This is a genomic window from Pseudomonas sp. GM30 (genome assembly GCF_000282275.2).
Lineage (GTDB): Bacteria > Pseudomonadota > Gammaproteobacteria > Pseudomonadales > Pseudomonadaceae > Aquipseudomonas.
Genome location: NZ_AKJP02000001.1, coordinates 145,962 through 166,095 on the forward strand (window position 1 = coordinate 145,962; position 20,134 = coordinate 166,095).

19 protein-coding genes are annotated in these 20,134 nt (G+C 61.7%); 12 read left to right on the forward strand and 7 right to left on the reverse strand.

Features of this window, described 5'->3' with window-relative positions; genetic code table 11:
- Nucleotides 1–47 precede the first annotated feature (47 nt).
- The 3 genes from PMI25_RS00730 to PMI25_RS00740 all read left to right on the forward strand — a co-directional run bounded on the left by PMI25_RS00730 (nucleotide 48) and on the right by PMI25_RS00740 (nucleotide 1,959).
- Nucleotides 48–770 (forward strand): OmpA family protein, encoded by a 723-nt coding sequence (locus PMI25_RS00730; protein WP_007961895.1) that lies wholly within the window; start codon nucleotides 48–50, stop codon nucleotides 768–770.
- 162 nt (nucleotides 771–932) lie between these two features.
- Nucleotides 933–1,208 (forward strand): DUF1145 domain-containing protein, encoded by a 276-nt coding sequence (locus PMI25_RS00735; RefSeq protein ID WP_007961894.1) that lies wholly within the window; start codon nucleotides 933–935, stop codon nucleotides 1,206–1,208.
- A complete protein-coding gene (locus tag PMI25_RS00740) occupies nucleotides 1,201–1,959 on the forward strand; it encodes a hypothetical protein (RefSeq protein WP_007961893.1) in 759 nt (252 codons plus the stop codon). Before PMI25_RS00735 ends, PMI25_RS00740 begins: the two co-directional genes overlap by 8 nt.
- Before the next feature lie 440 nt (nucleotides 1,960–2,399).
- On the opposite strand, the gene PMI25_RS00745 is transcribed toward PMI25_RS00740, so the two are convergent.
- Nucleotides 2,400–2,864 (reverse strand): DUF2269 family protein, encoded by a 465-nt coding sequence (locus PMI25_RS00745; RefSeq protein WP_007968876.1) that lies wholly within the window; start codon nucleotides 2,862–2,864, stop codon nucleotides 2,400–2,402.
- Between the two features lie 99 nt (nucleotides 2,865–2,963).
- Here PMI25_RS00745 and dinG point away from each other — a divergent pair, with 99 nt between their 5' ends.
- From dinG to pdxH, 5 genes are all read left to right on the forward strand, one after another.
- The gene (dinG, locus tag PMI25_RS00750; protein ID WP_007968875.1) at nucleotides 2,964–5,108 is read left to right on the forward strand and encodes an ATP-dependent DNA helicase DinG; all 2,145 of its coding nucleotides are present in this window, start codon (nucleotides 2,964–2,966) and stop codon (nucleotides 5,106–5,108) included.
- A 94-nt stretch (nucleotides 5,109–5,202) separates the two neighbouring features.
- Nucleotides 5,203–7,545, forward strand: a complete 2,343-nt coding sequence (locus PMI25_RS00755; protein ID WP_007968874.1) for a beta-galactosidase — start codon at nucleotides 5,203–5,205, stop codon at nucleotides 7,543–7,545.
- A gap of 214 nt (nucleotides 7,546–7,759) precedes the next feature.
- A complete protein-coding gene (locus PMI25_RS00760; protein WP_007968873.1) occupies nucleotides 7,760–8,905 on the forward strand; it encodes an EstA family serine hydrolase in 1,146 nt (381 codons plus the stop codon).
- 113 nt (nucleotides 8,906–9,018) lie between these two features.
- The gene (locus PMI25_RS00765) at nucleotides 9,019–10,143 is read left to right on the forward strand and encodes an OmpA family protein (protein WP_007968872.1); all 1,125 of its coding nucleotides are present in this window, start codon (nucleotides 9,019–9,021) and stop codon (nucleotides 10,141–10,143) included.
- A gap of 24 nt (nucleotides 10,144–10,167) precedes the next feature.
- Complete coding sequence (pdxH, locus tag PMI25_RS00770) at nucleotides 10,168–10,815, forward strand: pyridoxamine 5'-phosphate oxidase (protein ID WP_007968870.1); 648 nt, start codon at nucleotides 10,168–10,170, stop codon at nucleotides 10,813–10,815.
- A gap of 5 nt (nucleotides 10,816–10,820) precedes the next feature.
- Here the strand turns inward: pdxH and PMI25_RS00775 are convergent, their stop codons facing one another.
- A complete protein-coding gene (locus PMI25_RS00775; protein WP_024164410.1) occupies nucleotides 10,821–11,057 on the reverse strand; it encodes a hypothetical protein in 237 nt (78 codons plus the stop codon).
- Nucleotides 11,058–11,224: 167 nt separating this feature from the next.
- On the opposite strand from PMI25_RS00775, the gene PMI25_RS00780 reads away from it, so the two are divergent.
- Nucleotides 11,225–11,689 carry a glycine zipper 2TM domain-containing protein gene (locus PMI25_RS00780; RefSeq protein WP_007969461.1) on the forward strand — a complete coding sequence of 155 codons (465 nt, stop codon included), beginning with the start codon at nucleotides 11,225–11,227 and terminating at the stop codon, nucleotides 11,687–11,689.
- A 73-nt stretch (nucleotides 11,690–11,762) separates the two neighbouring features.
- Here PMI25_RS00780 and PMI25_RS00785 read toward each other — a convergent pair whose 3' ends face one another.
- On the reverse strand, nucleotides 11,763–12,014 hold the full coding sequence (locus tag PMI25_RS00785; RefSeq protein ID WP_007969462.1) for a pyocin S6 family toxin immunity protein: 252 nt from the start codon (nucleotides 12,012–12,014) through the stop codon (nucleotides 11,763–11,765).
- Between the two features lie 11 nt (nucleotides 12,015–12,025).
- Nucleotides 12,026–13,219 (reverse strand): S-type pyocin domain-containing protein, encoded by a 1,194-nt coding sequence (locus PMI25_RS00790; protein WP_007969463.1) that lies wholly within the window; start codon nucleotides 13,217–13,219, stop codon nucleotides 12,026–12,028.
- Between the two features lie 337 nt (nucleotides 13,220–13,556).
- On the opposite strand from PMI25_RS00790, the gene PMI25_RS00795 reads away from it, so the two are divergent.
- The gene (locus PMI25_RS00795) at nucleotides 13,557–14,651 is read left to right on the forward strand and encodes a PLP-dependent cysteine synthase family protein (protein WP_007969464.1); all 1,095 of its coding nucleotides are present in this window, start codon (nucleotides 13,557–13,559) and stop codon (nucleotides 14,649–14,651) included.
- 133 nt (nucleotides 14,652–14,784) lie between these two features.
- Here the strand turns inward: PMI25_RS00795 and PMI25_RS00800 are convergent, their stop codons facing one another.
- Both PMI25_RS00800 and PMI25_RS00805 read right to left on the reverse strand, forming a co-directional pair.
- Nucleotides 14,785–16,398, reverse strand: coding sequence for an NAD(P)/FAD-dependent oxidoreductase (locus tag PMI25_RS00800; RefSeq protein ID WP_003222357.1), 1,614 nt, complete (start codon nucleotides 16,396–16,398; stop codon nucleotides 14,785–14,787).
- 97 nt (nucleotides 16,399–16,495) lie between these two features.
- Nucleotides 16,496–17,149 (reverse strand): COG3650 family protein, encoded by a 654-nt coding sequence (locus tag PMI25_RS00805; RefSeq protein ID WP_007969466.1) that lies wholly within the window; start codon nucleotides 17,147–17,149, stop codon nucleotides 16,496–16,498.
- A gap of 144 nt (nucleotides 17,150–17,293) precedes the next feature.
- Here PMI25_RS00805 and PMI25_RS00810 point away from each other — a divergent pair, with 144 nt between their 5' ends.
- Complete coding sequence (locus tag PMI25_RS00810; protein ID WP_007969467.1) at nucleotides 17,294–18,400, forward strand: acyltransferase family protein; 1,107 nt, start codon at nucleotides 17,294–17,296, stop codon at nucleotides 18,398–18,400.
- A 21-nt stretch (nucleotides 18,401–18,421) separates the two neighbouring features.
- Here PMI25_RS00810 and PMI25_RS00815 read toward each other — a convergent pair whose 3' ends face one another.
- Nucleotides 18,422–19,021 carry a short chain dehydrogenase gene (locus tag PMI25_RS00815; RefSeq protein WP_007969469.1) on the reverse strand — a complete coding sequence of 200 codons (600 nt, stop codon included), beginning with the start codon at nucleotides 19,019–19,021 and terminating at the stop codon, nucleotides 18,422–18,424.
- 104 nt (nucleotides 19,022–19,125) lie between these two features.
- On the opposite strand from PMI25_RS00815, the gene PMI25_RS00820 reads away from it, so the two are divergent.
- Complete coding sequence (locus tag PMI25_RS00820) at nucleotides 19,126–20,040, forward strand: LysR family transcriptional regulator (protein WP_007969471.1); 915 nt, start codon at nucleotides 19,126–19,128, stop codon at nucleotides 20,038–20,040.
- Nucleotides 20,041–20,134: the final 94 nt, after the last annotated feature.

A 20,134-nucleotide genomic window follows, 5' to 3' on the forward strand; every position in this document is an offset into this window, starting at 1 on the left:
TTACTCCTGTGTAACCGGTATGGGCCGGTGACACAGGAGCTTTCACAATGACTGTTTTCTCAAGGTCCGTCTTGCCGGTGCTGCTGCTGGGCAGCCTGCTCACCGGTTGCGCCACTCATAGCGATGGCGATGCCCCCCTCAATCAACGTACGTGGCCGATCTGCAGCCTGATCGGCGGGCTGGTCGGTGGCGGTCTTGGCGCCATTGAAAGTGGCGGCTGGGCCGGTGGCGGTGCGGCGTTGGGGATTCTTACCGGCGGGCTGATCTGCTATGCCCAGGATGGCGATGAAGACGGCGATGGCGTGTTCGACCGCCGCGACCGTTGCCCTGACACCCCGGCCAATACCCCGGTCGATCATCGCGGCTGTCCGCTGCCGCAATATCCGGTCACTGCAAAAGCTCCCGAACCTGCGCCGCAATCGGAAGTCATTACCCTCAGCGATGCCGGTAATGTGTTGTTCGATTTCGACAAGTCGGACCTGACCCCGGCCGCCAAGGCCCAGCTCGATACGTTGATGGACAAGTTGCGCAATGCCGACGTGGTCAGCATCAAGGTTATCGGCCATACCGACAGCAAAGGTTCGGACGCCTACAACCAGGCACTGTCGGAACGACGCGCCAGCAGCGTGGCGGCGTACCTGCTGAGTCAGGGCCTGGCGCCGGACAAACTGACCAGTGAAGGGCGTGGCGAGAGCGAGCCGGTGGCTGATAACGCAACGGACGAGGGACGGGCAAAAAACCGTCGGGTGGAGTTGCATATCAATCGCTAGGACTTGTCTGTAGTCCGCAGGCTAGAGCTGCCGGTCGACGATCGTCGTCGAACCGGCAGCGATCCGACGACTGACAAAAGTTTTTTCTTTTGCCCCTCTGGCTTATCCCCCGCGTAAGCCGTTACTGTGCGCCCAAAGAATAATTCCGACACGGGGGAGCGTATGAAGGTTTTCTGGGGGCTGGGGCGTTTGCTGACCCTGCTGTTCTGGTGCGTGGTGGTGGTCAATCTGCTGCTGCCGTTTGTGCATCCGCTGCATCTGCTGGTCAATCTGGCCGGCGGCTTGTTGCTGGCGCTGCATGTACTCGAATTGCTGTTCTCGCGCCTCAAGGGGCGTCCCAATCCGTGGCGCGACCGTCTGCGCATCCTGCTGTTCGGCGTTTTTCACCTGCAAACCATCCCGGCCCCGGCCGCTCCGGAGGCTTCTTCCCATGCGTAAACTTTGCCTGCTCGCTGCACTCATCAGTCCCCTGGCCTGCGCCCAGGTGGTCAGCGTCGAAACCAATTCCCTGATGCGCTTGCCCAACACCGCCAGCACCTTGCAGCTGGAACGGCTGGAAGTGGCGGATTACGGCACCCTGCTGATTCCCTCCAACGTGACCGAGCTGACTGTCGGCGAACTGCGCCTGGGCCACGAAGCGCGCATCGCGATCGTCCCGAGTGAACAAGCGCTGGACATGAAAGTCAGCCGTGCGCAGTTGTCCGAAGGCAGCCTGATCACTGCACGCGGGGCGCCGGGCACCTATGAAAAAGCTGCCCGCGCCGGGCGCAATCTGAATTTGCAATTCAAGGCGCTGGACGCGCCAAAACTGTTTGTCGACGCCCGCGGCGGCACCGGCGCACCGGGTTTCGTCGGCCTCGATGGCGGCAATGGTGAAGATCCGGGCTGCACCTGGGGCGCGGCCGGTCACGGTTTTGATGGTAGTAATGGCAGTGACGGCCAGCCGGGTGCACCGGGTGCGTTGGTGCGTCTTGAAGTGCCGCGCGAGTTTCCGGCCGAGCTGATCAAGGTCAACGTTGCGGGCGGCGCCGGTGGCCCGGCGGGTGTTGGCGGCAAAGCGGGCAAGGGCGGCCAGTCCAAGGGCTGCCTGGTGTATCGCGCCGATGGCGGCAAGAACGGCAAGGCCGGGGCCGATGGTCAGCCAGGGCCGGTGGGCGCGGCAGGGGCTGTGACCGTACAGCGCCTCTAAATAACAGCGCTATTCACAACTGTGGCGAGGGAGCTTGCTCCCGCTGGGTCGCGTAGCGGCCCCACCCCAGATACTGCGTTTCGTCAGATTGAACGCGCCCGTTGATTTGGGGCTGCTGCGCAGCCCAGCGGGAGCAAGCTCCCTCGCCACAAATAGTGCTTGTGGTCAGTGGATCAGAACATCGGCCGCGCCGCCGTGATCGCCAACAGAACGGATCGCCAGCCTGGGCCTGCGGGTGCGGCGGGGGCTGTGACTATGCAGCGCCTCTAAATAACAGTGCTATTCACAACTGTGGCGAGGGAGCTTGCTCCCGCTGGGTCGCGTAGCGGCCCCACCCCGGATACCGCGTTTCTTCAAATTGAACGCGCCAGCTGATTTGGGGCTGCTGCGCAGCCCGGCGGGAGCAAGCTCCCTCGCCACAAATAGTGCAGGTCAGTGGGTCAGAACATCGGCCGAGCGGCCGCAATTGCCACCAGCACCAACCCGACAATCAGGTTGATCCCCACCACCCGGCGAATCCGCCCCAGCACCGCTGCACCCGCCGGCCAGTCTTTCGCCTCTACTGCTTTGCGCAACTCCGGCAGCATCAAGCCCTGAATTCGAATAAACAGCGCCGTCATCACCACATACAGTCCGATCATCACCTGCACGTACTTCGGCGCGGTCTCGAAACCGACCTGTTGCAAATGCAACATGCCGACACCGCTGATCGGCAACAGGATCACCGCGACCCAGACCCAGCGGAAAAAACCTTGAAACACTTCCACCCACAAGGTCAGGCGGGCGGGGCCGTCGAGTGCCTTCATCGCCGCCGGGCGCAGGACCATCCAGGCGAAAAACATGCCGCCGACCCAGACCAAGGCGGACAGGACATGCAGTGGATAAACGAGGCTAAAAGGTGTCATTGGGGCACTCCGTTCTGCGCGGGACTGATTAGCGGGGTATGATAGCCGCCATCCGAAACCACTGAAAATTTATCCAGCGTTTTTTGCGCCCGACAATCAATGATCAGCACTGAACTCAAAACCACGATCCAGGGCGCCTATTCGCGTTTTCTTGAAGCCAAGAGCCTCAAGCCGCGTTACGGCCAGCGCCTGATGATCGCCGAAGTCGCCAAAGTCCTCGGGGATATCGACACCGACGACGAAGGCCGGCGCAGTGGCGACCCCGCGATTGTCGCGGTGGAAGCCGGCACCGGTACCGGCAAGACAGTGGCCTACAGCCTGGCCGCGATTCCGACGGCGAAGCTGGCCGGCAAACGCCTGGTGATCGCCACCGCGACCGTGGCTCTGCAAGAGCAGATCGTCTACAAGGACTTGCCCGACCTGATGCGCAACAGCGGGCTGAACTTCAGCTTCGCGCTGGCCAAGGGCCGTGGCCGCTACATGTGCCTGTCCAAGCTCGACATGCTGCTGCAGGAAGGCCACGCGCAAACCGCCACCGCGCAGCTGTTCGAAGAGGAAGGTTTCAAGATCGAGGTCGACGAGGCCAGTCAGAAGCTGTTCACCAGCATGATCGAGAAACTCGCCGGCAATAAATGGGACGGCGACCGCGACAGCTGGCCAAACGCCCTGGAAGACGCCGACTGGGCACGGCTGACCACCGATCACAGCCAGTGCACCAATCGCCACTGCCCCAACTTCGGCCAGTGCGCCTTCTACAAGGCGCGCGAAGGCATGGGCAAGGTCGACGTGATCGTCACCAACCACGACATGGTGCTGGCTGACCTCGCCCTCGGCGGCGGCGCGGTGCTGCCCGATCCGCGCGACACCATTTATGTATTCGACGAAGGTCACCATTTGCCGGACAAGGCCATCGGCCACTTCGCCCACTACACGCGCCTGCGTTCCACCGCCGACTGGCTGGAAACCACCGCCAAGAACCTCACCAAACTGCTGGCCCAGCATCCGTTGCCGGGGGATCTCGGCAAGCTGATCGAACAAGTGCCCGAGCTGGCGCGCGAGATCAAGACCCAGCAGCAGTTCATGTTCACCGCGTGCGAGCAGATTGCCGATTTCAAACCCGGCGAAGACGTCGAAGGTCGCGAGCGGCCCCGCCATCGTTTCGTCGGCGGGGTGATTCCCGAGCACATGCGCGAAATGGGCATCGAGCTGAAAAAGGGCTACTCGCGGCTCAATGATCTGTTCACCCGTCTGACCGACCTGCTCAAGGAAGGCATGGACGGCGAGGTCAACATCGGCATCGCCAGCAACCAGGCCGAAGAGTGGTATCCGCTGTTTGGCAGCCTGTTGTCGCGGGCGTCGGGCAACTGGGAGTTGTGGACCGCGTTCACCGCCGAAGATCCGGAAGACAGCCCGCCGATGGCGCGTTGGCTGACCCTGGCCGAAAGCGGTTCGCTGTTCGACATCGAGGTCAACGCCAGCCCGATTCTTGCTGCCGAAACCCTGCGTCGCAGCCTGTGGAACGTGGCTTACGGCTGTCTGGTGACGTCGGCAACCTTGACTGCACTGGGCACTTTCGACCGTTTCCGCATGCGCGCCGGTCTGCCGAAGAAAGCTGTCACCGCCGTGGTGCCGAGCCCGTTCCATCACGCCGATGCCGGTGTGCTGCGGGTGCCGGACCTGAAGGCCGACCCACGCGACGCCGCTGCTCACACCGCGGCGATCATCCGCGAGTTGCCGGATCTGGTCGAAGGCTCGCGCGGCACGCTGGTGCTGTTCTCTTCGCGCAAACAGATGCAGGACGTGTTCGACGGTCTCGACCGCGACTGGCGCAAGCAGGTGTTCATTCAAGGCAACCTGTCGAAACAGGAAACCCTGAACAAGCACAAGGCGCGGGTCGATGGCGGCGATTCCAGCGTGCTGTTCGGCCTCGCCAGTTTCGCCGAAGGCGTGGACTTGCCGGGGGCGTACTGCGAGCACGTGGTGATCGCCAAGATCCCGTTCTCGGTGCCGGACGATCCGGTCGAGGCCGCACTGTCGGAGTGGATCGAGGCCCGTGGCGGCAATCCGTTCATGGAAATCTCGGTGCCCGACGCCTCGTTGAAGCTGGTCCAGGCCTGCGGGCGTCTGCTGCGTACCGAAGAAGACCGCGGCACCATCACCTTGCTCGACCGGCGCCTGGTCACCCAGCGCTACGGCAAGGCGATCCTCAATGCGTTGCCGCCTTTCCGTCGTGAAATATCCTGAGACAACGGTGGGCAGTTTTGCCCGCCGCGCTGTCTATCTCTCTGCCATGCTTTTCCATTGGCCTTAGTTGGTCGTTAGGGAGAACTCCGTTCTTATGATTCGCCGTTCGTTGCCTGCCGTATTCGCCTTGATTTTCGCTGCCCCGTTACTGGCGGCGCCTGCGGGTCAGCAGACCCTGTTCAACTTCGTTCGCCCCGCCGACGTGGTGAAAGTCGTCACCGAAAACACTGACCTGCCACAAGCCAACGCCGAGCAGACCCCGGAAGGTGAAGTGCTGCGCCGGGTGACGTTCAACCCGGTAGCCCGCCCAACCTTGCGCCTGACTCCGCAAACCGGCGCCTGGGACTGGTCGCAGTCGGGCATGATGAGCCTGCGTCTGCAGAGCGCGATGAACTGGGCCGTGACGGTCTACGTGCAAATCCAGAGCAACAACGGCCAGACCTTGACCAGCCGCGTCGATCTGCCGGCCGGCCCCGCGCAAACCCTGCTGGTGCCGCTGGTGGCGACTTCGCCGCTGAGCCAGGGCATGAAGGCCGGGCCGCCGATGCCGATGACCGTCGATGGTCAGCGGATTCTGCTGGCCAGCAGCAGCGGTGAACTGGATCGCAGTCAGGTAGTGTCGGTGAGCCTGTGGATGGATCAGCCCAAAGCCGCGCAGAGCCTGCTGCTCGAACGTTTCGGCGTGCAGGATGGCGATGCCGTGACCCAGGCTGTCTACGGCAATCTGGTGGACGCCTACGGTCAATCGACCCGCAGCAAATGGCCGGAAAAAGTCAGCAACGATGAACAACTGAAATCCGCCGCCGCCAAGGAACAGCAACAGCTGAAAACCTGGCTGGCCGAGCGCGAAAAGTCCTCGCTGGACAAGTTCGGCGGCTGGAACAAAGGCCCGGCGTTCAAGGCCAGCGGCTTTTTCCGCACCGAAAAACGTGACGGCCGCTGGTACCTGGTGACTCCTGAAGGGCATCCGTTCTATTCGCTGGGGGTCAACACCGTCAGCCCGCAGGTCAACCAGACCTACGTCGCCGGGCGTGAGTGGATGTTCGAATCCCTGCCCAAGGCCGACGAGCCGCTCGCCAGCCATTTCGGCGAAGGCGACAACCGTGGTGGCAACGGCGCCGATCAGGGCCGCGGCTATGGCAACGGGCGCTGGTACGATTTCTATGGTGCCAACCTGCAGCGCCTGTATGGCGAACCTTGCGCAGCACCGGCGCAAACCGAACCGGCGAACGCCGCTCCATGCAAAGCCACGGTCGATGAACAGAAGTGGGCTGCGCACACTCTCGATCGCTTGCAGGCCTGGGGTTTCAACACCGTCGGCAACTGGAGTGCCGACTCGCTCGCCGAGGCCGAGCGGGTGCCGTACACCTTGCCGCTGTCGATCGTCGGCGACTACACCAGCATCAGCACCGGCAGCGACTGGTGGGGCGGCATGCCTGACCCGTTCGACCCGCGTTTCGCCATGGCCACCGAGCGTGCCGTGGCCATCGCCGCCCGCGATCACCGTGATGATCCATGGCTGATCGGTTACTACGCCGACAACGAACTGGCCTGGGCCGGTCCGGGCGATGACCCGCAATCGCGCTATGCCCTGGCCTACGGCACGTTGAAAATGACCACCGACGTGCCAGCCAAGCGCGCGTTCCTCAAGCAACTGCGCGACAAGTACCGCAACCAGGAAGGCCTGTCGAAGGCGTGGGGCATTGATTTGCCGGCGTGGGAGTTGATGGAGGATCCGGGGTTTGTGCCACCGATGCCGAATCCGGAACACCCGGAGATCGAAAACGACTTCAAATACTTCCAGAAGGTGTTCGCCGACACCTACTTCAAAACCATCTCCGATTCGCTGAAGTGGCACGCGCCGAATCAGTTGCTGCTCGGTGGCCGTTTCGCCACCAGCACTCCGGAGGCTGTGGCGTCCTGCGCGCAGTATTGCGACGTGTTGAGTTTCAACATGTACACGCTGAAACCGCAGGACGGCTATGACTTCGCCGCCCTGCGTGCTCTCGACAAACCGGTGCTGATCACCGAATTCAACTTCGGCTCCAGTGATCGTGGCCCGTTTTGGGGTGGCGTGACGCAACTGGCCAAGGAAGAAGACCGTGGTCCGGCTTACGCCAACTTCCTCAAACAGGCGTTGAGCGAACCGTCGATTGTCGGCGTGCACTGGTTCCAGTATCTGGATCAACCGGTGACCGGGCGTCTGCTCGATGGCGAGAACGGGCACTTTGGTCTGGTGGGGATTACCGATCTGCCGTATCAGGGCTTTGTCGAAACGGTGCGCAAGAGCAATCTGCAAGCGGTTGATCAGCTCGGCAAAGAGGCTGAGAAGGCGGCCGCCGCTGCTGGACATGAGGCCGAAGGCGGGCGCAAGGGTGAAGCCGGCAAAGGCCCGGGGGGCGGACATGCCGGTGGGCACTCGGGCAATGGTCATTAAGGTTTAGACCGCGTTATCGTTTTTCGCGAGCAAGCTCGCTCCCACACTGGATCTCTGCCACACCAAAGAATCTCTGTGGGAGCGAGCTTGCTCGCGAAGGCGTCAGCCGCGTCACCGCATCATTCAACCGTCCGGCCCGCAGCTGTTCCCAAATCCCTCAAGGGCTGGAACAATGCGGGCCACTTTGTAGAGCGTTTTCGCGGGGGAGTTGCGGGTGCAGATTCAGGGACATTACGAGCTTCAATTCGAAGCGGTGCGCGAGGCATTCGCGGCACTGTTCGACGATCCCCAGGAACGCGGCGCAGCCCTGTGCATCAAGGTCGGCGGAGAAACCGTCCTCGACCTCTGGTCCGGTACGGCCGACAAGGACGGCACCGAAGCCTGGCACAGCGACACCATCGCCAACCTGTTTTCCTGCACCAAAACCTTTACCGCGGTCACCGCATTGCAATTGGTCGCCGAAGGCAAACTGCAACTGGATGCACCGGTTGCCCGCTACTGGCCGGAATTTGCAGCCGCCGGCAAAGAATCCGTCACCCTGCGCCAATTGCTCTGCCATCAGGCCGGCCTGCCGGCCCTGCGCGAGTTGCTGGCGCCCGCGGCCCTCTACGAATGGCAAACCATGGTCGACGCCCTGGCGGCCGAAGCGCCGTGGTGGACGCCGGGCACCGGCCACGGTTATGCCGCCATCACCTATGGCTGGCTGGTCGGGGAATTGCTGCGCCGCGCTGACGGTCGCGGGCCGGGCGAGTCGATCGTCGCCCGTGTCGCAAAGCCGCTGGGCCTGGATTTCCACGTCGGCCTGGCGGACGAAGAATTCCACCGCGTGGCGCATATTGCTCGCGGCAAGGGCAACGTTGGTGACGCTGCGGCCCAGCGCCTGTTGCAAGTGACCATGCGCGAACCGACCGCCATGACCACCCGCGCCTTCACCAATCCGCCGTCGGTGCTTACCAGCACCAACAAACCGGAATGGCGGCGCATGCAGCAGCCGGCCGCCAATGGCCACGGCAACGCACGCAGCCTGGCCGGTTTCTACGCCGGTTTGCTCGACGGCAGCCTGCTCGAAAGCGAAATGCTCGAAGAGCTGACCCGCGAACACAGCTACGGCGAGGACAAGACCCTGCTGACCCGAACCCGTTTCGGCCTGGGCTGCATGCTCGATCAGCCGGACATGGTGAACGCCACTTACGGCCTCGGCCCACGTGCATTCGGTCATCCGGGTGCGGGTGGTTCAGTGGGGTTTGCTGATCCTGAGCACGATGTCGCGTTCGGTTTTGTGACAAATACCCTTGGGCCGTACGTCTTGATGGATCCGCGCGCGCAGCAACTGGCGCGGGTACTTGCCACTTGTCTGTAAAGCGTTACATGAGGTTCCAGGGTTGGAACCAGATCCGGTTTTTCGATTCAAAGCGTCAGTTTATCCGGGCAAAAGAGCTCTGATTTTTCATTACTTCACTTTGTGGATTTTCAATGTCATCCAAAAAAACTCTCGCCCTGGCCCTGTGTGTTGCGATCACCGGTTGCGCACAGACTCCTAAAAACGATGCGGATGGCGGCAGCTGGTGGCCGTTCGGATCCTCTGACAAAGTAGCGGCCAAAGAGCCGGCCCCGGCTCCTGCCGCAGCCCCTGCGCCGCTCAAGCCTGCCGCTGCCGCACCGGTGGCCAAGACTGAAAGCAGCAGCCACTGGTACTGGCCGTTCGGCGGTTCCGATGATTCGACCGCCAAGGCCGATGTGAAACCCGAGGTAAAACCCGAAGCCAAACCGGCGGTAGTGGCCAAGGCCGATGCCGACACCAAGTGGTGGTGGCCGTTTGGCGGCAAGGATCAGTCGACTGCCAAAGTGGTGCCGATGCCTGATCCGAAAGTCACCCAGGCCTGGCTGGATGATTACGAACCGCGCTTGCGTGCGGCGATCAAGGACAGCAATCTGCAACTCGAGCGCCGTGACAACGTGCTGGTGGTGATCGCGCCGGTTGAAGGCTCGTTCAACCCGAAGCGTCCGGCCATGCTGCTGCCGGTGACCCTCAGTCCGTTCACCAATGTCGCGAAAATCCTCGAAGCTGACCCGAAAACTGCAGTGCTGGTGCTCGGTCACAGCGACAACACCGGTGCCGCGCCGGCCAACGTCAAACTCAGCCAGGAGCGCGCCCAGTCCGTGGCGGCGATCTTCCGCCTGAGCGGCTTGCAGCGTGATCGCCTGATGCTGCGCGGCATGGGCGGCGATGCCCCGCGTGCCGCCAACGACAGCGCTGAAGGCCGTGCCCTGAACCGTCGTGTCGAGCTGCTGGTGACCCCGCAGAACACCATGGTTGCGCTGTTGAGCAAGTACAACATGCCGGCGCCGGCACCGACCACGATGCTTGCCGCACAGGACGTCAAGCCTGCAGCCAAACCGGTCACCCCGGCGCCGGCCGCTTCGAAGGCCGCCGTACCTGCAACCAAAAAGGCGCCGGCGAAAAAAGCCGCCGCCAAGGCACCTGCGAAAAAAGCCGCGACCAAGGCACCGGCAAAAACGCCTGCCAAGAAAACCGCTCCGGCCAAAGCGGCGACCACAGACAAGAAAGTCGCCGCCAGCGATACTTCCAAGCAGTGATCCGCTAACGAAAAGGAATGCGCCATGACCCAGGCTCTGGCAGATATGCGTCGTGATTACACCCGGGACGGTCTGACCGAGGCGCAAGCCCCGGCCGAACCGTTTGCGCTGTTCCACCAATGGTTTGCCGACGCGGTGAAAACCGAACAGGCGCCAGTGGAAGCCAACGCCATGAACCTGGCTACGGTCGATGCGGACGGTCGCCCGCATTGTCGCATTCTGCTGCTCAAGGGCCTGGACGCGCAGGGCTTCACCTTTTTCACCAACTACGACAGCGCCAAGGGCCAGCATCTGGCGGCGAATCCTTTCGCGGCCATGACGTTTTTCTGGCCAACCCTGGAGCGCCAGGTGCGCATCGAAGGGCGGGTGGTGAAGGTCACGCCGCAAGAGTCCGACGCGTATTATCAGGTGCGTCCGCTGGGCAGTCGGCTCGGCGCCTGGGCCTCACCGCAAAGCCGGGTGATCAACGGGCGTGGCGAGCTGGAAGATCTGCTCAAAGCCACCGAGCAGCGCTTCAGCGATACACAGCCCGACTGCCCGGAACACTGGGGCGGTTATCGCTTGCTACCCGAGCGCATCGAGTTCTGGCAGGGCCGTCCAAGTCGTCTGCACGATCGTCTGAACTACCGTCAGCAGGGTGCCAACTGGATTCTTGAACGTCTGGCGCCTTAAGCAGTCTACCGAGCGGGATAGCCTGCCGCAGCGGCCTCAAGCCACTGCGGCAGGTCCCGGCGCTTGATCTTCCGCGCGCGGGCCTCGGCCAGCCGTTCCAGCATGAAGGCGCGTTTGCCTTCATCCTTGCCCGCCAGGGACAGCGCCAGATCATGATCCATCCAGCGTCTGATCCGCACGTACAGCCATCCGTGGAAGTACAGACCGGCGACGGTGGTGACGAAAATGATCAGGTAATCCATGAAAATCCTTGGGTCGGCAGGGCGGATTGGACGATTTGGCGCTACTGTTGGGTGGGTCTGCAGGTGCCTGTACCGGGCCTGAATAAAACCAAGTTTATCCGGGCTGTGTCGTGACAGGCGTCAAGCAGCGGGGTTTAATGAGCACATGTACTTTTGGAGTTGATGCTATGCGTAAGTCTGTTCTGCTGGTTGCTTCCTTTTCCACGATGGCGATGTTGCTGACCGGCTGCCAGTCGAGCCTGACCGGTGACTCCTATTCCCGTGACGAAGCGCGTCGTGTGCAGACGATTCGCATGGGCACCATCGAATCCCTGCGTCCGGTGAAAATCGAAGGCACCAAGACCCCGATCGGCGGCGCTGCAGGCGCAGTGGTCGGCGGTGTCGGCGGCAGCGCCATCGGTGGCGGCAAGGGCAGCATCGTTGCGGCGGTCATCGGCGCCGTGGCCGGTGGCCTGATCGGTTCGGCCACCGAAGAAGGCCTGACCCGTACCCAGGGCGTGGAAATCACTGTGCGCGAAGACGACGGCAGCATGCGCGCCTACGTGCAACAGGTTCAGGAAAACGAAGTGTTCCGTGTTGGTGAGCGCGTGCGTATCTCCACCGTCGGTGGCACCAGCCGCGTTTCGCACTAAGCGGAAACGAGCGGTAAAAGAAAACCCCGATCAGGTGACTGGTCGGGGTTTTTGTTTGTTTCAATTCGCCCGCTCAATGCTGGGCACAGGTGCCCATGAAATACTCCAGCCCCTTCGGGAAGCTGACGTTCAGAAGGACTTCCAATGCACTTACTTGATCCGGGCTCAATAACAACTCCCCAGGCTCCAGTTCGTTAAGCGGCTTGGATTCAATGAGCTGAGCGACTTTTTCATTCATTTCGCCATCGTTGATATCCATTTCAAACTGTAACGAGCTGTCTTGGATTTCGTCAGGATAAAATCCGGTTATTGAAAGGTAACGCATGTTTTAGTCCCTTAATTTCTAGAGGTTCTTCTATCCGGCTCGGCGGGCCCGGTTTGTTCACCAGTAATATGATTGAACTCACCCAAATGAGTGGTTCCCAGTTTGTCGTACTTTTCTACAGCATTGCTTTTGTAATCCCATTCATAGATCCGACCTTTGCGGTCTACCCAGCGTGCTCGTCGCTTTCCTCCACCCTGAACCGATGACTTGGACTTCACTCTCACTGCATCAGGAAACGCAGGAAGCGTCTTTGGGTGGTCGTAGTAGGCATGGTCGCGGGCTCGACTGAGCACAATGTAAACCGGCTTGACCCCCGAATCCGCCGGAAACACCAGAATGAAATCCCGATATTCCGGCGGATAAACCGGATTGACCAGAATCCCGTCCGCCGCTTTCGTCGGCGGATACACCCAGATGTGCGGTGCTTGCGGGGCGGCCTCCAGTGCCGGGATGCCGAGAATGTCAGAACCATCCACCGCCGGCGTCCAGATCAGTTCGACGCCTTCACCAAGGTCCGCAATGAATTGACTGCCACGCGCGGTGAACTGCACGACATCGACCATTTCCCAATCGCGATTCCTGCCGGTGTAGAAGCCGTAGCCCCGCAGGCTGCCGTCGGCCTGTTGTTCGACGCGCAGGCGCACGCGGGTGCGGGCCTGTCTGAGGGCGAGCAACTGGTCTTCGGTGTAGAGGGCGCTGTCGCCCAGGTTCGATGGCATGAGCAACGCCACCAGCCCGACCAAAGGGTTCACAACGGCGGCGGAAGCGATGGCGGGCAATGCCTTGAACGCCTCACCCGCAAGGGCGAAGGTGCCCAGGCCTGCCGGGATGGCAGTGCCGCTGATTTTCTTGAGTGGAACGACGCCGCTGTCATCGGCTTCACGGCCTCCGAGCAGGACCAGATCTCCGTAATCTTTCAGGCTGTCGGTGGGTACCATCCCCGAAGGATTCGAGTAATCGATGATCGCGTCCGGCAACTTGCAGGACTTGGCGAACACGCACCCGGCGCGCACGGGATCAGGCTTTTTCGCCGCAACCTCTCGACTGCGCTCAAAGGCCTCCTGCCGCGCCAGCATGGCGTCGTAAGCGTTTTGGCGGGCTTCTCGCTCGGCCAGTTCGGTGGCCGTCATGTAACGCCAGGTGACGTGATGACCGTCGCCCGCCGGCGGGTTGGGGACCCGGGGAATGTCCTTGTTGCGAGCCACTGAGCGTCCTTTCGTTCATCCATTGACAACCCTTCGAAAGGGCTGTGCGACGTTAACGACGCGGACAAATGCTGGCTGTAGGACGGATCTTTGATTAAGTGCGGATTGTTCGCTATTTGTCTGGCAGGGGGGCGAGCAGGCCGCTTCAGTTCAAAGAACGGGGAGATGGGGTCTGCGCAATTACTGCAAAAGCCTGATACTTATTTGCCCCAGAACCTGGCAGTTGGTGGGTGAATTGAGCCTCAGCTGTATCTGTGAGCCTTGCAGGTTTTTTCCTATGCTGGGTGGCTGAGCCTGTAGCGAGGCAACTTCTGCCCGAACCAACGAGAACATGACCATGAGCGACAACCGACAGTGGGCCCGTGAAGCGATCCGCATCATCGAAGCGGATTTCCAGCGCAGCGCCGACACCCATCTGATCCCCTTGCCGCTGCCGGGGTTTGCAGGCATCGAGTTGTATTTCAAGGACGAGTCGAGCCATCCCACCGGCAGCCTCAAGCATCGTTTGGCGCGTTCGCTGTTTCTGTATGCGTTGTGTAACGGCTGGCTCAAGCCCGGCGCGCCGGTGATCGAGGCGTCCAGCGGTTCGACGGCGATTTCCGAAGCGTATTTCGCGCGCATGCTCGGTTTGCCGTTCATTGCGGTGATGCCGGCGACCACCTCCAAAGAGAAGATTGCGCAGATCGCCTTCTACGGTGGCCAGAGCCATCTGGTGCAGGATCCGACGCAGATTTACGCCGAATCCGAACGTCTGGCCCGCGAGCATGGCGGGCACTTCATCGACCAGTTCACCTATGCCGAGCGGGCCACCGACTGGCGGGCGAACAACAACATCGCCGAGTCGATCTTCCAGCAGATGCGTTTCGAGAAACATCCGGAACCGAGCTGGCTGATTTCCAGCCCCGGCACCGGCGGCACCACCGCGACCCTTGGCCGCTACGTGCGTTATCGCCAGCATTGCACTCGGGTGTTGTGCGCCGATGCCGAGCGCTCGGTGTTCTTCGATTTCTACCAGACCGGCGACGCCAGTCTGCGTCTGGACTGTGGTTCACGGATCGAAGGCATTGGCCGGCCACGGGTCGAGGCCTCATTCCTGCCGAAGGTGATCGATGCGATGGTCAAGGTGCCGGACGCCTTGTCGCTGGCGGCGATGCATTATCTGGCGCAGCGTCTGGGACGGCATGTCGGCGGGTCGAGCGGCACCAATCTGATCGGCGCGCTGATGGCGGCGCAACAGATGACAGCGGCGGGGGAGTCGGGGTCGATCGTGGCGATTCTGTGCGATGGCGGCGAGCGCTATGCCGACACCTATTACGATCAGGCCTGGCTGAAGGCGCAGGGCTATGAGCTGGAGGGATTGATTGCGGCGGTGGCGGCGAGTGCCGAACGGGGTGAGCCGCTGCCAACCACAGTGCTGCGCGCGAATTTCTGATACACCGAAAACCACTGTGGGAGCTGGCTTGCCAGCGATAGCGGATTGTCAGTCAACATCAATGTCGAATCTGAGTCCGTCATCGCTGGCAAGCCAGCTCCCACAGGGTTGGGCGTTTTGCAGATTTGGCTGATCAGGCTTCCAGACCGAGAATGTCCCGCGCCACAGCTTCCGCGATACGTATCCCATCGACACCCGCCGACAGAATCCCGCCCGCATAACCCGCACCTTCACCCGCCGGGAACAGACCTTTGACGTTCATGCTCTGCAGCGACTCGTTACGCGTGATGCGCAGCGGCGACGAGGTGCGGGTTTCGATGCCGGTCAACACCGCATCGTGCAGCGAGTAGCCGCGAATCTGCTTCTCGAATGCCGGCAAAGCTTCACGAATCGCTTCGATGGCAAAGTCCGGCAGCGCCAGGGCCAGGTCGCCCAGGGCTACGCCCGGTTTGTACGACGGCTCGACTTCGCCCAGCTCGGTGGACGGCGTGCCGTTGATGAAGTCACCGACCAGTTGCGCCGGGGCCTTGTAGTCGCTGCCGCCGAGGATGAACGCGTGGGACTCCAGGCGTTCCTGCAACTCGATACCGGCCAGCGGGCCGCCCGGGTAATCGACTTCCGGGGTGATGCCGACGACGATCCCGGAGTTGGCGTTGCGCTCGTTACGCGAGTACTGGCTCATGCCGTTGGTGACCACGCGGTTCGGCTCGGAAGTCGCCGCCACCACGGTACCGCCCGGGCACATGCAGAAGCTGTAGACCGAACGACCGTTCTTGGCGTGGTGCACCAGTTTGTAGTCGGCGGCACCGAGTTTCGGGTGGCCGGCGTATTTGCCCAGCCGCGCGCGGTCGATCAGCGACTGCGGGTGTTCGATGCGGAAACCCACCGAGAACGGCTTGGCTTCCATGAACACGCCGCGGCTGTGGAGCATGCGGAAGGTATCGCGGGCACTGTGGCCGAGGGCCAGAACCACGTGTTTCGAATGCAGGGTTTCGCCGCTCGCCAGCTCGACGCCGACCAGTTGGCCGTCTTCGATCAGCACGTCGGTGACGCGCTCCTGGAAGCGTACTTCGCCACCCAGGGCGCGGATCTCTTCACGCATGGTCTCGACCATGCCGGTCAGACGGAACGTACCGATGTGCGGTTTGCTGACGTAGAGGATTTCTTCCGGCGCGCCGGCCTTGACGAACTCGTGCAGGACTTTTCGGCCGAGGAACTTCGGATCCTTGATCTGGCTGTACAGCTTGCCGTCGGAGAACGTGCCCGCGCCGCCTTCGCCGAACTGCACGTTGGACTCGGGGTTGAGCACGCTTTTGCGCCACAGGCCCCAGGTGTCCTTGGTGCGCTGACGCACTTCGGTGCCGCGTTCGAGGATGATCGGCTTGAAGCCCATCTGCGCCAGCAGCAGGCCGGCAAAAATCCCGCACGGGCCGAAACCGACCACGATAGGGCGCTGGCTCAGGTCGCTCGGCGCCTGACCGACGAATTTGTAGCTGACATCCGGCGCCACGTTGACGTTACGGTCGTCGGCGAACTTGCCCAGCACCTTGGCCTCGTCGCGCACGGTGAGGTCGATGGTGTAGATGAAGCACAGTTCGGAGGACTTTTTGCGCGCGTCGTAGCTGCGCTTGAACAAGGTGAAATCGAGCAAATCATCGCTGGCGATGCCCAGGCGCTGCACGATGGCGGCACGCAGGTCTTCTTCGGGATGGTCGATTGGCAGCTTGAGTTCGGTGATTCGTAACATGGCGAGGATCCGGATTCGCGGGGCGCACAACTGCGCCAGGGCGTTTGAAGGCCGCGATTATAAGCCGCAAAGGCCGGATCCGGTGAGGCTAAAACGCTCAGTCGTTACGCGATCCGCCGAAATACCCGCAACCACGCTCGACCTTGCCGTCGATGCGCAGTTCGGCGCTCATGTGCTGCACGCTGCCGGTGCTGCTGTCGACGCAGCGTTGCGGCGCGACCCACAACTCGATGCGCTGATTATTGGCTTCGCTGCTGAGGTTGAAGCGGCCGTCGCCCAGTTGCTCTTCGACATACGGTACCGCCAGCGCCGGCTGGCCTTCGCGGTCGATGACCATGCCCTTGCCGCTGACTTTGACGTTCCACTCGGGACCGTGGCCGGCGGCACGCAGGATCAACAGCTTGAAATTGGGGTCATCGCAGGCGGTGCCGGAACGCTCGACGCGATACAACTGGCCGAGGTCGAGGCGATCGCCGACGAGCTTGCCGCGCACATCGGCAAACAGCTTGCCCTGTTGGTCGGCGAGGGTCGCAGCCTCTTGCAGGACGCTGGTGCCGCCGATGTCGTTGACCACGTACTGACGCTGTTCGCCACACGGCTGAAACACCAGTTTGCCGTCGGCCGCCGTCAATTGACCCTGCATCCGGGATTGCCCGACGTGGGACGCGCTTTCACGCGGGCCATCGAGCAATTGGCAGGCGGCGAACAATGGCAGCAGGGCAACAACGATCAACGAACGGGCAACACGCATCTTCGGCTCTCCAGACAAGTGCCGCCACGTTACGCAGGCTGACCGTCGATCACAAGACTTGAGTGGCCGGTTCAGGCTGGCTATTGAGTTGCCCGTTACCCGCCAGCATAGTGGCGTACCTGTGCGGGCATGGATTGATGGTGCATGAAGCAAAACCCTTCGGTATTCCCTGAGCGGCTGTACGCGCTGGACGCCCTGCGCGGCATCGCTGCATTGGCGGTAGTATTCTGGCATTGGCAGCACTTCTTTTTTCAAGGCGCAGTACCCGGTCCGTTACAACGTGAAGACCAGCCGTTGTACAGCCTGTTTTCATTGTTCTACCGGCATGGCGGTGATGCCGTATCGCTGTTCTTCAGTCTTTCCGGATTCATTTTTTTCTGGTTGTTCGCCCGAGCGCTGGCGCAACGCGAAATCAGCGGCAAACAGTTCTTCAGCGAACGTTTCAGCCGGATCTATCCCTTGCACCTGGCGACTTTTCTGGCGGTAGCCATGCTGCAGAAAATCTACAGCGCGCACACCAGCAACGCGTTTGTTTACCCGTTCAACGATGCCTGGCATGCGCTGCTCAATGTGTTTCTGGCTCCGGCCTGGGGGCTGGAGCAGGGCTGGTCATTTAACGGCCCGGCCTGGTCGATATCGGTGGAAGTGTTGCTTTACGCAGGGTTTTTCCTGCTGTGGCGTTACTCGCCGGCGCCGCTGCTGATCAGCGCGTTGCTGATTGCCGCGAGCCTGTGGGTGTTTCCGGCGCAGTACAAAATCAGCCTCGGAGTGTTTGGTTTTTTCTGTGGTGGATTGGGTTACATCGCCGTGGAGTGGTTGTTGCGGCGTTTTGATCTGCGTTGGGTCGCTGTCGGCCTGGTGTTGGCCTGTGTGGCGGGCTGGTGGTGGATCGGCAGCGATGAGGCGCAATCACAGCGCATCAGATTTGCCGTGCTGTTCCCGCTGACCATCGTTGCCGTCGCGGCTTGCCACCCATGGTTGCAGCCGCTGGCGCGTCGTTTGTCCTGGCTTGGCGACATCAGCTATGCCTCCTACCTGCTGCACTTTCCGCTGCAGATTGTCGCGGCCCTGCTGGCTGATAAATTCCTGCCCGGACGCGCCGTGTTTTATCAGCCGTGGAGCCTGCTGCTGTTCTTTGCCGTGCTGATCGGCAGCAGCCTGCTATGTCACTACGGGTTCGAACGGCCGGTGCAGCGCTGGTTGCGCGAACGTGCGGGCGGGCGCACCGCAGGAGCCAAAGTAGCCCGTTGATGCACCCTGCCTGCGGGCTCTTCAGTTGACGTGAAAGGTCTGACCGGTTTGCAGACCTTCGACACTTTTCGCATAGGCCAACGCTACATCGGCAGCAGGAACCGGCTTGTAGCCACGGAAGTACGGGGCGTAACTGCCCATCGCTTCCAGCAGTACGGTCGGGCTGATCGAGTTCACCCTCAGACCGCGCGGCAGTTCAATGGCAGCGGCTTTGACGAAGCTGTCCAGCGCACCGTTGACCAGTGCCGCCGAGGCGCCGGTACGGATCGGGTCGTGGCTGAGCACGCCGGTGGTGAAGGTGAACGAGGCGCCGTCGTTGGCGTATTCGCGGCCGATCAGCAGCAGGTTGACCTGGCCCATCAGCTTGTCTTTCAGGCCGAGGGCGAAGCTGTCAGCGTTCATCTCGCCGAGCGGAGCAAATGTCACGTTGCCCGCAGCGCAGACCAGCGCGTCGAACTTGCCGGTCTGCTCGAACAGCTTGCGAATCGATGCGCTGTCGCTGATGTCGACCTGGAAGTCGCCGCTGCTGCGACCGATGCGAATCACTTCGTGACGCTGGCTCAGCTCTTTATCCACGGCCGAACCAATGGTGCCGGCGGCACCGATCAACAGAATCTTCATGGGACTGTTCCTCAATGGGTTGAACGAGGTTTCAGTCTAGAGTGGTTTTTTCTGCGGATAAGCGCACTAATAGGCAACCTTTGGTTTTCAAATGGAAACAATCCATGAGCGAAATGGATGATCTGGCGGCGTTCGCGGTGTTGATCGAGGCCGGCAGTTTTACCTTGGCGGCGCAGCAACTGGGTTGCAGCAAGGGCCAGTTGTCCAAGCGCATCAGCCAGTTGGAAGCGCAGTTTTCCGTGGTGCTGCTGCAGCGCACGACGCGCCGTTTGAGCCTGACTGCCGCCGGCGCCGCTTTGCTGCCCCAGGCGCAGGCGCTGGTCGTTCAGGTGGAGCGCGCGCGGCAGGCACTGGCGCGCTTGAAGGACGACATGGCCGGCCCGGTGCGGATGACGGTGCCGGTGTCGCTGGGGGAAACGTTTTTCGATGGCTTGCTGCTGGAGTTCTCGCAGAAGTATCCCGAGGTGCTGATCGAGCTGGAGCTGAACAACCACTATCGCGACCTGTCACGCGATGGGTTCGACCTGGCGATTCGCAGCGACGTGGCCAATGATGAGCGCCTGGTGGCCAAACCCTTGCTGGCGTGGCAGGAAATGACCTGCGCCAGCCTGGCGTACCTTGAGCAGTTCGGCGAACCCCAAACCCCGCAGGATCTGGTCGAACACCGTTGCCTGCTCAACAGTCACTACAGTGGCCGTGAAGAGTGGCTGTATCACCAACAGCACGAACTGCTCAGGGTGCCGGTGTCGGGACCGTTCGCCAGCAACCATTACAACCTGCTGAAAAAGGCCGCGCTGGCCGGCGCCGGTATCGCGCGGTTGCCGTCGTATCTGCTGCAAACGGAACTGGCTGACGGCCGGTTGCGCTGGCTGCTGCGCGATTTTCAGACGCGACGGATGCCGATGTACCTGGTGCATCCATATCAGGGCGGTTTGCCCAAGCGCACGCAGGTGCTGGCGGATTATCTGATTGGCTGGTTCAAGCGCAGCGGTGAGGCGCTGGATCGCCTTCAGCGCTAACTCATTTCCTGTAGGAGTGAGCCTGCTCGCGATTGCGTAAGCAAATTCAACAGAAATGTTGGCTGTATTACCGCTATCGCGAGCAGGCTCACTC